This is a genomic window from Streptomyces sp. NPDC027663 (genome assembly GCF_055566415.1).
In genome coordinates, this window is sequence record NZ_JBVHSK010000001.1 from 134,731 (window position 1) to 146,653 (window position 11,923).

Sequence of the window (11,923 nt, forward strand, 5' to 3'; positions counted from 1 at the left end):
GATGCGCTACGACTCCCCGCTGGCCGCGGTGGGCAACACCCCCCTGGTGCGCCTGCCGCGGCTGTCGCCGTCCCCGGACGTCCGTATCTGGGCCAAGCTGGAGGACCGCAACCCGACCGGCTCGGTCAAGGACCGCCCCGCGCTGCACATGATCGAGCAGGCGGAGAAGGACGGCCGGCTCACGCCGGGCTGCACGATCCTCGAGCCCACCTCCGGCAACACCGGCATCTCCCTCGCCATGGCGGCCAAGCTCAAGGGCTACCGCATGGTGTGCGTGATGCCTGAGAACACCTCGCAGGAGCGCCGGGACCTGCTCGGCATGTGGGGCGCCGAGATCATCTCCTCACCGGCCGCGGGCGGCTCCAACACCGCCGTGCGCGTGGCCAAGGAGCTGGCCGCCGAGCACCCCGACTGGGTGATGCTCTACCAGTACGGCAACCCGGACAACGCCGGTGCCCACTACGCCACGACCGGCCCGGAGATCCTCGCCGACCTCCCCTCGATCACCCACTTCGTCGCCGGTCTCGGCACTACGGGCACCCTGATGGGCGTCGGCCGCTACCTGCGCGAGCACAAGCCGGACGTGAAGATCGTCGCCGCCGAACCGCGCTACGACGACCTGGTGTACGGACTCAGGAACCTCGACGAGGGCTTCGTACCGGAGCTGTACGACGCCTCCGTGCTCACCACCCGCTTCTCGGTCGGCTCCGCCGACGCGGTCACCCGCACCCGGGAACTGCTGCGGCAGGAGGGCATCTTCGCGGGCGTCTCCACCGGCGCGGCCCTGCACGCGGCGATCGGCATCGGCAGGAAGGCGGTCAAGGCGGGGGAGTCCGCCGACATCGTCTTCATCGTGGCCGACGGCGGCTGGAAGTACCTCTCCACCGGTGTCTACACGGCGGCCACCACCGAGGAGGCCATCGAGACGCTCCACGGCCAGCTCTGGGCCTGAGACCCGGCCGGCGACGCATCCGCCGCGCGTCGCCCGCGCCCGTCCCGGGCCGCACCTTCTGTTACTCCGTCCGGCCCCCTCCGACGAGGGGGCCGGACGCGTGGGATCCGTTTGCGCGGGTGGTACGTCACATCTGCACCAGGCCCCGGGCCGGCCGGCCCGGCAGCAGACGGCAGAAAGGCGGTCCCATGCGCCGTACGACCCCCCTCGCCCTCGCGGCGGCAGCGCTGCTCCTCGCGGGTTGCGGCTCCCAGCAGGACACGGGGGCCAGCGACAAGGTGTCCGCGCCGCCCCGCAGCGGCTCACCGTCCCCCACCCGGCCCGCCGGCGCGTGCACCGCCCACGTGGAGCTGGCCGCCGCCGACCACGGCCGTACCGTCTGCGTCACCAAGGGCGGCGAGGTCCGGCTCACCCTGGACGGCACCAAGACCCGCCCCTGGAAGCCGGTCACCGCCGACGGCAGCGGACTGGAGGCCATCAACGCGGGCTTCGTGCTCCAGCCCGGGGACGCCACGGCCGCGTACCGGGCGAAGGCCGCCGGCACCGTGCGCCTCACGTCGTCCCGCCCGCTGTGCGCCGAGCCCACCGCGCCGGGCCAGGTGTCCTGCAAGGGCATCGAGGAGTGGGCGGTCACCGTGCGGGTGAGCCAGGGGGCGTCCTCGGGATGAACCCGGGCCCGCGACGCCGGCGCGGCACCTCGCCGCGCCGTCGGACCACCCCGGGCGTCGTCGGGATGAGCCCGGGCCCGCGACGCCGGCGCGGCACCTCGCCGCGCCGTCGGATCACCCGGGTACGCCCGGTGCGCGGGAGATCCTCCGCCTCGCGAGGCACCGCACACGCACCGGACGCCGCGGCACGCTCCGACCTGATCCGGACGACACCCTCTAGCCGGCCAGGTGCCGCACCTGGTCCCACAGGACCGGGTCGACCACGCCCACCCGGCGCCGGAAGCCCTCCACCGGCACCTCGCGCAGCTCGTCGGTCTGCAGGAAGCTGGGCCGCCCCTGCGCGTCACCGACCGCGCCCGGCGGCAGCGGGATCACCCCGCTGCGCTCGTCGTGGTACTTGCTGGTGATCTTCGCGACCGTCGCCCGGTTGCCGCGCACGGCCAGCACCAGGCAGGGCCGGTCCTTCACCACGGTCCGGTCCTCGTAGGGCACGTTCGCCCACCAGATGTCCCCGGGGGACGGCCGTGGCGCGTGCCTCGTGCGGGTGCCCGCGCGGCCGGGCGGGCGCAGCCGCCGTCCGCCGGGCCGACGGCCCCCGCCCCAGCCGTCGACGAGCGTGGCGACCAGGGCGAGCAGTACCACCGCCGCGAGCGCCAGCCACCAGGACGTGTCCATACGACGACGTTACCGGCGCGCGCCGCACATCGCGCGCCCTCTCGTCATCCTTGTGCGCCCCCGGTCCAGCCGAACCGGTGACAGCACAGGTGAGTTCGCCCACAACGGCCCCTGGTGGAGGAGCGACCCGTGCTTTTGCGCCTTACGCTCGACAAACCGCACGACCCCTGACAGCCCTCCTCCCGAGTGGCTCCCCGATCCCCGCTCACCGCTTTCCCGCCAACGGAGGTTTCTGCTTCATGAAGCTCACCGTCGTCGGCTGCTCGGGGTCGTTCCCGTCCGCGGAATCGGCCTGTTCGAGCTACCTCGTCGAGGCCGACGGCTTCCGGCTGCTTCTCGACATGGGCAACGGCGCCCTGGGCGAGCTGCAGCGCCACTGCGGTCTCTACGACCTCGACGCGATCTTCCTCAGCCATCTGCATGCCGACCACTGCATCGACATGCTCGGCTACTTCGTCGCGCGGTACTACCGCCACGAAGGCGGCCGCTGCGCCCCGATGCCCGTCTACGGGCCCGAGGGCACCGAGCACCGGCTGACCACCGCCTACGCGGACACCCCCTCCGCCTCCTCCATGAGCGAGGTCTTCGACTTCCACACGGTCAAGCCGTCCACGTTCGAGATCGGACCGTTCACCGTGCACACCGAGCGGGTCCGTCACCCCGTGGAGGCGTACGCCATCCGCGTCGAGCACGGCGGGAAGTCCCTCACGTACTCCGGCGACACGGGCCTCACGGAGGTCCTGGACGAGCTGGCCCGGGACACCGACCTGTTCCTGTGCGAGGCCGCGTTCACGCACGGCAAGGAGAACATCCCCGACCTGCATCTCAACGGCCGCGAGGCGGGTGAGACGGCGGCCCGCGCGAGCGCCCGCCGCCTGGTCCTCACCCACATCCCGCCGTGGACCGACCCCCAGGTCAACCTGCGGCACGCCCGCGAGGTCTTCGCCGGTCCGGTGGAGCTTGCCGCTCCGCGGGTCGTCTACGAGATCTGAGACCGCGGCGGCACGGCCGCCGGCCGGCCACGGCGCCGTCGTGGCCGGCCGCGCCCCGCGACGGAGTCGCAGACCAAGCACAGCCCCGCGCCCCTCGGGTGCAGAAGGCCCCCGGAACCGTCGTGGTTCCGGGGGCCTTCGGCAGCTGTGCGGGGCCGGCCTACTTGGCCTCTGCCTTCTGCAGTTCGGCGAGCTCCTCGTCGGACTCGCGGCCCGGGGTGGGCAGGTTGAACCTGATGATCGCGAAGCGGAAGATCACGTAGTAGGCCACCGCAAAGCACAGGCCGACCAGGACCAGCCCCCACGGGTTGCTGGCGATACCCAGGTTCAGCCCGAAGTCGACCGCGCCCGCCGAGAAGCCGAAGCCGTCCTTCATGCCGAGCGCCCAGGTCAGCGCCAGCGAGACACCGGTGAGCACCGCGTGGATGGCGTACAGGACCGGCGCGATGAACATGAAGGTGAACTCGATCGGCTCGGTGACACCGGTGACGAAGGACGTCAGCGCGAGCGAGAGCATCATGCCGCCGACGACCTTGCGGCGCTCGGGCCGGGCGCAGTGGACGATGGCCAGGCACGCGGCGGGCAGGGCGAACATCATGATCGGGAAGAAGCCGGTCATGAACTGGCCCGCGTGCGGGTCGCCGGCCAGGAAGCGCCCGATGTCACCGCTCTTGCCGTGGTACTCGCCCGCCTGGAACCACGGGAACGAGTTGAGCAGGTGATGCATGCCGATCGGGATCAGCGCACGGTTGGCGACACCGAAGATGCCGGCGCCGACCGCGCCCGACTTGACCAGCCACTCGCCGAAGTTGTGAAGGCCCGTGCCGAGGACCGGCCAGATGTAGCCGAAGACGATGCCGATGACGAGGCCGGCGAAGGCCGACAGGATCGGCACGAGGCGACGGCCGCCGAAGAAGCCCGCCCAGTCGGGCAGTTTGGTGCGGTAGAAGCGCTGGTACAGCAGGGCCACCACGATGCCCATCACCACACCGCCGAGGACCTTGGCGTCCACCGGGGCGTTCTGCATCACGATCTTGCCGTCGACCACGGTCGCGACCTTCGGCAGGTTCTTGTCGGTGAACGTGGCGAGGACGTTCTTGAAGACCAGGTAGCCGGTGACCGCGGCGAGGGCCGTGGAGCCGTCCGCCTTCTTCGCGAAACCGATCGCGATGCCCACGGCGAACAGCAACGCCATGTTGTCGAGGATCGCGTTGCCGCCGGCCGCCATGAAGGAGGCGATCTTCGTAAGGAAAGTGGGGAAGGAGGGGCGGCCCAGCATGTCGGTGTTGCCGAGGCGCACCAGCAGGGCGGCGGCCGGCAGCACGGCCACCGGCAGCATCAGGCTGCGGCCGATGCGCTGCAGAACAGCCATCGCGCCCGCGCCCTTCTTCTTCTCGGCCGCGGGAGCGGCGCTGGCCGTGGTCACAACTTCCTCCAGTGGGCAAGGCGCCGCCCGGGAACCAAGGAAGGGGACGGCAGCGTCTCTGGTCTACACCACCCAGTGGTGTAGACCTGTTGTAGCACGATGAAGGCGGGATAAGGAACCCGCGAATCCGCTACCGCGGCGCTACGCCCCGTACCCGCCCGCACGGGCGGAGGAGCGGTGCCTCACTTCACGTTGTCCCGCTCCATCTCCTCCGCCAGTTCCTGCGGTTCCCGCCCCGGCGTCCTCAGGTCGAACCTCGTGATCGCGAACCGGAAGACGGCGTAATAGACGACCGCGAAGCACAGGCCGATCGGGATGATCAGCCAGGGTTTCGTCGCCAGCTGCCAGTTGATGACGTAGTCGATCAGTCCGGCCGAGAAGCTGAAGCCGTCGTGCACCCCGAGCGCCCAGGTCGCCGCCATCGAGACACCGGTGAGCACCGCGTGCACGGCGTACAGCGCGGGTGCGATGAACAGGAAGGAGTACTCGAGGGGCTCGGTGATGCCGGTCACGAACGAGGTCAGCGCGACCGAGAGCATCAGACCGCCGACCTCCTTGCGGCGCTCCGGACGGGCGCAGTGGGTGATGGCGAGCGCGGCGGCCGGCAGCGCGAACATCATGATCGGGAAGAAGCCGGAGGTGAACTGGCCGGCGTGCGGGTCGCCCTGCAGGAACATGTTGATGTCGCCGTGCACCACCGTGCCGTCCGGCTTGGTGTAGCTGCCGAACTGGAACCAGATGGGCACGTTGAGGAACTGGTGCAGGCCGATGACGAGGAGGGCGCGGTTGGCGACGCCGAAGAGGCCCGCGCCCCAGGAGCCCGCGTCCCGCAGCCACTGGCTGAAGCTCTCCAGGGCGTCGCCGACCGGCGGCCAGACCCACAGACACAGCACCGCGAACACGATGGCGACGAACGACATGATGATCGGCACCAGCCGGCGACCGTTGAAGAAGCCCAGCCAGTCCACCAGCCTGGTGCGATGAAAGCGGGCCCAGAAGAAGGCCGTCAGCAGGCCCATGACGATGCCGCCGAAGACGCCCGGGTTCTGGAAGACGAAGGGCGTCACCTTGTCGGCGCCCACGTCGACGACGACCTGGCAGCCGACGTCCTTCACGTCCTTCGCACCGCCGGGGCACGGCTCGTGGAACTGGCGCAGGACGGTGTAGTAGACGAGGAAGCCGGCCACCGCAGCGAGCGCCGTCGAGCCGTCGGCCTTCTTGGCCATGCCGATCGCGACGCCCACGCAGAAGAGCAGCGGCAGACCGAGGGAGCCGTCGAGCAGTGCGCTGCCCGCACCCTTCATCACCTTGGAGACGGCGGTCCAGCCGAGGCCGTCGGCCCCGAACACATCGGGCTGGCCCAGCCGGTTCAGGATGCCCGCCGCCGGCAGCACCGCGATCGGCAGCTGGAGACTCCGCCCCATCTTCTGCAGCCCCTGGAACGTGCGGTTCCAGCGCTCCCGGGCCGGAGAGGTGGTTTTCCCGGCGCTGCCTGCGCTCTCGGCGCTCATGGGCGTCCTCCGGCCACTCGACTCGGACGCGGTTTGGCGACCGTCCCCACGGTGGTGTAGACCAGTCGGCAGACGGTTCCGCTGTCGTGATCGCCATCCTTCGGCACGCACGGCATGACCGCTCGCGAAGATGGGCCAACTGTGGGTTACTGCGACAAAGCGGTTCGGATCAGGGAGAAGGAACATGGCCAGCAAGGCTGAGAAGATCGTCGCCGGGCTCGGTGGCATCGACAACATCGAGGAGATCGAGGGCTGCATCACCCGGCTGCGCACCGAGGTGTCCGACCCCAGCCTGGTCGACGAAACCGCCCTCAAGGCCGCCGGCGCCCACGGCGTCGTCAAGATGGGCACCGCCATCCAGGTCGTCATCGGCACCGACGCCGACCCGATCGCCGCGGAGATCGAAGACATGATGTGAGCCGACGCGCTCACCATCGAGGGGCTCATCCCGACGCGGGAGGAGCCCCTTCCATCTGTACGGCTAGGCTCATCGGCATGTCTCGCATCGACGGCCGTACCCCCGAACAGCTCCGCCCGGTCACCATCGAACGCGGCTGGAGCAAGCACGCCGAGGGCTCCGTCCTCGTCTCCTTCGGCGACACCAAGGTCTTCTGCACCGCCTCCGTCACCGAAGGCGTCCCGCGCTGGCGCAAGGGCAGCGGCGAGGGCTGGGTCACCGCGGAGTACGCCATGCTGCCCCGTGCCACCAACACCCGCGGCGACCGCGAGTCCGTCAAGGGCAAGATCGGCGGCCGCACCCACGAGATCTCCCGGCTCATCGGCCGCTCCCTGCGCGCCGTCATCGACTACAAGGCGCTCGGCGAGAACACCATCGTCCTCGACTGCGACGTCCTCCAGGCCGACGGCGGCACGCGTACCGCCGCGATCACCGGCGCCTACGTCGCCCTCGCCGACGCCGTCGCCTGGGCCCAGGGCCGGAAGCTGATCAAGGCCGGCCGGCAGCCGCTCACCGGCACCGTCAGCGCGGTCTCCGTCGGCATCGTCGGCGGCGTCCCGCTGCTCGACCTCTGCTACGAGGAGGACGTGCGCGCCGAGACCGACATGAACGTCGTCTGCACCGGCGACGGCCGCTTCGTCGAGGTCCAGGGCACCGCCGAGGCCCAGCCCTTCGCCCGCGATGAACTCGACGCCCTGCTCGACCTCGCCGTCACCGGCTGCACCGAACTGGCCGCGCTGCAGCGGGCGGCGCTGGCGAGCACCAGCGCGTAAAGAAAACCCCAAGGCCGAGGGCAACCCGCCGGGCCTGACCGACGTCCATGTGGGTACGGGCGCACGACCCACCAGCGTGCGCCCGGCCAGCCGTATCAGGGGAGGGAACACACCATGGCCGCCAGTCGACGCTCACGCCGGGGCCGCGTCACCGCCATAGCCGCCGTCGTGGCCGCCGCCGCGCTCACCACCGGCCTCACCACCGGCTGCGACGCCGTGAACAAGGCTCTGGACTGCGTGCAGACCGCCGACGCCATCGCCGACAGCGTCACCGACCTCCAGCAGGCCGTCGAGAACGCCGCGAACGACCCCTCCCAGGCCGACGCCTCGCTCGACTCCATCGACAAGAGCCTGCGGAAGATCGGCGACAAGACGGACGATGCCGACGTCAACAAGGCCGTGGACGACCTGAACAAGGCCGTGGACAACGTGCGTACGGCGATCAAGAACGGGGACAGCACGCCCGATGTGCGGCCGGTCACCGATGCGGCGGGCGAACTGACGAAGGTGTGCACGTCGTAGCAGAACACCGCCGCCCGCGAGCGCCGTCCCGGGGCGGCGCCCTGAAGCGGCGCGGGGCCGCCGTGGCCGGCCGTGCAGTTCCCCGCGCCGCTTCAGGGCGCTCCTAGCGCCCCTCCTCGCCCCGCTCCTCGTGGCGCGCCCGGTGCAGCTCGTGCCGTCGTTCTCTGCGCTCCAGCCGCTCCAGCCGGCGCTGTTCCTTCAGGCGCCGGCGTTCGGCGCGAGGGAGTTTACGGGCCACGCCCACCCCGCCCCAGAACGCGAAGCCGCTGATGACCACCCGCGGGGCGGCCGGGTCGACGGGGCCGTCGTCCCTCGGGTGTTCGAAGCCGCCCATGATGCCGATGCCGCGGACGACCACCTCGACACCCGGCTCCACGATCACCTGCACCCCGCCCATGACCGCCACACAGTGGATCTCGACCTCACGGTCCGCGAAGTTCGCCTCGCGCAGGTCGATCTCGCCGCCGCCCATGAACGTGAAGCAGCCGAACCGCTTCGGCACCGTCCAGCGGCCCTTGCGCTCGAACCCCGACAGGACCGCGAACCCGCCCGTCGAGGAACCCTCGCCCCCGACGATCCGGGAGGCCCAACTCCCGCTCTCCGCCGGTTCCTTGACGAAAGAGACCGCAACCGGCGGCACCACCGCGCCGGCGGCCGGCAGATCACGGGTCAGCGGCACCAGCTCGCCGTACGTCCGCGCCTTGTAGGCCGCCTCCAGCCGCTCCTCGAACTCCTCCATGTCCAGCCGCCCCTCGGCCAGGGCGTCCCGCAGAACCTCGGCGACCCGCTCACGGTCGGCGTCGGACGCCCGGAGGTCCAGGGCTGCGTCGTCGCTCATGACAGCAGCCTACGAGACCGCCTTCCCGGCGTACATCCTGGCGATGACGGCCTCGATGTCCGGTTCCCGCACCGACAGGTCCACCAGCGGATAGCGAGCCGCCAGATCCGCCACCAGCGGGGCCGCCGACTGCCCCGCCGGGAACGCCAGCCACTGCCGCGGCCCCTCGACCTTCACCACCCGCGCCGCCGTCACCTCCACCGGCGGCAACTCCCGCTCCAGGTCCACCACCAGCGTCCGCTCGCTCTCCCCGGCCTCGTGCAGACCGGCGAGCGGGCCGTCGTACACCAGCCGCCCGTGGTCGATCACCATCACCCGCGAACACAACTGCTCGATGTCCTGCAGATCGTGCGTGGTCAGCAGCACGGTCGTGCCGCGCTCGGCGTTCAGCTCCCGCAGGAAGTCCCGCACCCTGGCCTTCGACACGACGTCCAGACCGATCGTCGGCTCGTCCAGGTACAGCACCTCCGGATCGTGCAGCAGCGCCGCCGCGATGTCGCCGCGCATCCGCTGCCCCAGCGACAGCTGCCGCACCGGAACGTCCAACAGGTTCCCCAGACCGAGGAGTTCCACCAGACGGTCCAGGTTCTCCCGGTAACGGGCGTCCGCAATGCGGTACATGCGGTGCGCCAGCCGGTACGAGTCGATCAGCGGCAGATCCCACCACAGCGTGGTCCGCTGCCCGAAGACGACGCCGATGCGGTGCGCGAGTCGCGTCCGCTCCCGCGACGGATCGATGCCCGCAACGCGCAGCCGCCCGGCGCTCGGAGTCAGGATGCCGGTCAGCATCTTGATCGTGGTCGACTTCCCGGCGCCGTTCGGCCCGATGTACCCGACCATCTCCCCGCGCGCCACGGTGAACGACAGCGAGTCCACCGCCCGCACCTCCCGCCGTTCCCGCTTGAGGAACCCGGTCTTCCTGCGCACCTCGAAGACCTTCTCGACGTTCTCCAGCGCGATGAAGTCGCTCACTTCAGCTCCCTGTGCTGCGGTACGAACGAAGTCCCGCCCGCCAGGCCAGCCCCGCCAGCGCACAACACCCGGCCGCCACCAGCGGGGATGTGAACGCGGCCCACTCCGGCAGGTCCAGCGGATACGGCCGGCCCAGCACCTGGCTCGCGGGCACCCAGTTGACGAAGGCCAGCGGCAGGACGAACGTCACCCCGCGCACCAGCTCCTTCGCGAACACCGTCGGCGGATACTGCAGCAGCGTCGTACCGCCGTAGGTGAACGAGTTCTGCACCTCCGAGGCATCGTGCGCCACGAACTGGAACGCCGCCCCCGCCACGAACACCGCGCAGAAGATGGCGCAGCCGCTCACCAGCATCACCGGCATCAACAGCAGCCTGGCCGCCGTCCAGTGGATGTCCAACCGGGTCAACGCCCAGCCCAGCACCAGCAGCCCCTGCGTCACCCGGCCCAGCCGCCGCAGCGCGAACCGGTCCGCCGCCACCTGCGCCAGCACCGGCACCGGCCGCACCAGCAGCGTGTCCAGCGTGCCGTCCCGCACCCGCCGTCCCAGCCGCTCCATCGACCCGATCGCCAGATCCGCCACCCCGAAAGGGACCGCCGACAGCCCGTACAGGAACGCCACCTCCGGCAGCGTGTAGCCGCCCAGCGCGTCCACCCGGGAGAACATCAGCATGATCGCGACGAAATCGAAGAAGGTCGCCGCGAAATTCCCGAACGTGGTCATCGCGAAAGACGCGCGATAGGCCATCGTGGACCGCACCCACATCGCCGCGATCAGCCGGTACGCCCGCACGGCCTCGGCCGCCCGGCCCGGCCGCCTCTCCCGTGCCGGCGGGCTCACCTCAGCCACCCTGCACCACCACCCGGCGCGTCGCCGCCGACTGCACCACCCGCCCGGCACCCAGCAGCACCGCCGCCCACGTCGCCTGGAAGAGGTACGTCCGCAGCGGCTCCCCCTGCCCCAGCAGGATGTCCGCCGGCGCCTGCAGCAGCGACGACCACGGCAGCGCCCGCACCACCTCGCCCAGCACGCCCGGGAACACGTTCAGCGGCAGCAGCATCCCCGAGCAGAAGTACCCGAGCAGCCACGCCATCTGAGCCACGCCCGTGCCGTCCAGCAGCCAGAACGCGGTCAGCGCCACCAGGTACCGGATGCCGAAGCCGACCAGCATCGCGAGCAGCACCGCGCCGAAGAACGCCACCCAGGTCCCGGTGTCGGCCGGCAGGTACACCGGGAAACACAGCGCGCCGAACAGGAACGGGACCAGCCCCCGGGCCAGCAGCTGGAAGAACGACCGGCCCAGGTCCGCCGCCAGCCACCACAGCTGCAGATCGGCCGGCCGGTACAGATCGATCACCACATCCCCCGTACGGATGCGTTCCATCAACTCTTCCTCGACGCCGCCACCCCCGATCGCGAGCGTCGACAGCAGCGCCTGCGCCAGCCACACATAGGTCACGACCTGCGCCTGGTCATATCCGCCGAGGTGCGGCTTCTCGTCCCACAATGCGCGATACGTGTACACGAAGATCAGACCGAAGACGGTGTTCGTGAACACCCCTGCCGCAGTGGCGGCCCGGTAGGTCGCGTACCGTCGGAACCCCCCTGCCGCGACGGCCGCGTACAACCGTTCCGCGCCCACGCAAGTCCACCTCCTCGGACCGCTCGACACCGAAGCGCGGGAGCGTAGTCCGCAGGCTCGGCGGCCGGCAACGCGTTTTCCGGCCGGAAGCAGCCGGAATCCGGGAACGGAACGCCGGGTGCGAGAGTCTTCAAACAGGGGGAGCGCAGAAGGCGTACGAGGCGTACGGGAACGTACGACGCGAAACAGGAGTCCGTGCACGACATGAGCGACGAGCCGCAGCCGCAGCAGCCGACCGACGGCGTAGCACCGGAGAAGCCGCTGCCGGCTGAAGGGCCCGGGAACCCGGGGGGCCGCGAGGAAGCGGCCGACGAGCCGCGCAAGGCACCGATCCGCCCTGCCCCGGAGAAGGGACCCGGCGGCCCTGACCGGCCCGAGCGACGCACCACGGGCACTCCGGGCAGCCACGGCGGCACGGATGCCGACGGCAGCGACAGGACCGCGGAAGCCTCGCGCCCTGCGAGCGCCGGGCGGCCCACCGACGCCGGAGCCGA

13 protein-coding genes are annotated in these 11,923 nt (G+C 70.8%); 6 read left to right on the forward strand and 7 right to left on the reverse strand.

Going from position 1 to position 11,923, the window contains the following annotated elements; genetic code table 11:
- The first annotated feature begins 1 nt into the window (after window position 1).
- Window positions 2–952 carry a PLP-dependent cysteine synthase family protein gene (locus ACZ4SF_RS00540; RefSeq protein ID WP_468376195.1) on the forward strand — a complete coding sequence of 317 codons (951 nt, stop codon included), beginning with the start codon at window positions 2–4 and terminating at the stop codon, window positions 950–952.
- A 188-nt stretch (window positions 953–1,140) separates the two neighbouring features.
- Window positions 1,141–1,620 carry a hypothetical protein gene (locus tag ACZ4SF_RS00545; RefSeq protein ID WP_468376198.1) on the forward strand — a complete coding sequence of 160 codons (480 nt, stop codon included), beginning with the start codon at window positions 1,141–1,143 and terminating at the stop codon, window positions 1,618–1,620.
- 216 nt (window positions 1,621–1,836) lie between these two features.
- On the opposite strand, the gene ACZ4SF_RS00550 is transcribed toward ACZ4SF_RS00545, so the two are convergent.
- Complete coding sequence (locus tag ACZ4SF_RS00550; RefSeq protein ID WP_468376201.1) at window positions 1,837–2,295, reverse strand: type II toxin-antitoxin system PemK/MazF family toxin; 459 nt, start codon at window positions 2,293–2,295, stop codon at window positions 1,837–1,839.
- A 239-nt stretch (window positions 2,296–2,534) separates the two neighbouring features.
- Between ACZ4SF_RS00550 and ACZ4SF_RS00555 the strand changes: the two genes are divergently transcribed.
- Complete coding sequence (locus ACZ4SF_RS00555) at window positions 2,535–3,287, forward strand: MBL fold metallo-hydrolase (RefSeq protein ID WP_468376203.1); 753 nt, start codon at window positions 2,535–2,537, stop codon at window positions 3,285–3,287.
- A gap of 160 nt (window positions 3,288–3,447) precedes the next feature.
- Here the strand turns inward: ACZ4SF_RS00555 and ACZ4SF_RS00560 are convergent, their stop codons facing one another.
- Both ACZ4SF_RS00560 and ACZ4SF_RS00565 read right to left on the reverse strand, forming a co-directional pair.
- Window positions 3,448–4,713: a PTS transporter subunit EIIC gene (locus ACZ4SF_RS00560; protein WP_468376205.1), complete on the reverse strand. Its 1,266-nt coding sequence runs from the start codon at window positions 4,711–4,713 to the stop codon at window positions 3,448–3,450.
- 182 nt (window positions 4,714–4,895) lie between these two features.
- Complete coding sequence (locus ACZ4SF_RS00565; RefSeq protein ID WP_468376208.1) at window positions 4,896–6,224, reverse strand: PTS transporter subunit EIIC; 1,329 nt, start codon at window positions 6,222–6,224, stop codon at window positions 4,896–4,898.
- A gap of 184 nt (window positions 6,225–6,408) precedes the next feature.
- Here ACZ4SF_RS00565 and ACZ4SF_RS00570 point away from each other — a divergent pair, with 184 nt between their 5' ends.
- The 3 genes from ACZ4SF_RS00570 to ACZ4SF_RS00580 all read left to right on the forward strand — a co-directional run bounded on the left by ACZ4SF_RS00570 (window position 6,409) and on the right by ACZ4SF_RS00580 (window position 7,976).
- On the forward strand, window positions 6,409–6,642 hold the full coding sequence (locus ACZ4SF_RS00570) for a PTS sugar transporter subunit IIB (protein ID WP_069780600.1): 234 nt from the start codon (window positions 6,409–6,411) through the stop codon (window positions 6,640–6,642).
- A 77-nt stretch (window positions 6,643–6,719) separates the two neighbouring features.
- Window positions 6,720–7,454: a ribonuclease PH gene (gene rph, locus ACZ4SF_RS00575; protein ID WP_468376211.1), complete on the forward strand. Its 735-nt coding sequence runs from the start codon at window positions 6,720–6,722 to the stop codon at window positions 7,452–7,454.
- A gap of 114 nt (window positions 7,455–7,568) precedes the next feature.
- Window positions 7,569–7,976: a prefoldin domain-containing protein gene (locus tag ACZ4SF_RS00580; protein ID WP_468376214.1), complete on the forward strand. Its 408-nt coding sequence runs from the start codon at window positions 7,569–7,571 to the stop codon at window positions 7,974–7,976.
- A 103-nt stretch (window positions 7,977–8,079) separates the two neighbouring features.
- On the opposite strand, the gene ACZ4SF_RS00585 is transcribed toward ACZ4SF_RS00580, so the two are convergent.
- Genes ACZ4SF_RS00585 through ACZ4SF_RS00600 form a run of 4 tightly spaced genes read right to left on the reverse strand, consistent with a single transcriptional unit; the run spans window position 8,080 to window position 11,429 of the window.
- Entirely contained in the window at window positions 8,080–8,814 is a 735-nt protein-coding gene (locus ACZ4SF_RS00585; RefSeq protein WP_468376216.1) for a DUF1707 SHOCT-like domain-containing protein, read from the reverse strand.
- Window positions 8,815–8,823: 9 nt separating this feature from the next.
- The gene (locus tag ACZ4SF_RS00590; RefSeq protein ID WP_468376219.1) at window positions 8,824–9,786 is read right to left on the reverse strand and encodes an ABC transporter ATP-binding protein; all 963 of its coding nucleotides are present in this window, start codon (window positions 9,784–9,786) and stop codon (window positions 8,824–8,826) included.
- Window position 9,787: 1 nt separating this feature from the next.
- Window positions 9,788–10,627, reverse strand: a complete 840-nt coding sequence (locus ACZ4SF_RS00595; RefSeq protein ID WP_468376222.1) for an ABC transporter permease — start codon at window positions 10,625–10,627, stop codon at window positions 9,788–9,790.
- A 1-nt stretch (window position 10,628) separates the two neighbouring features.
- Window positions 10,629–11,429, reverse strand: coding sequence for an ABC transporter permease (locus ACZ4SF_RS00600; RefSeq protein WP_468376225.1), 801 nt, complete (start codon window positions 11,427–11,429; stop codon window positions 10,629–10,631).
- Window positions 11,430–11,923: the final 494 nt, after the last annotated feature.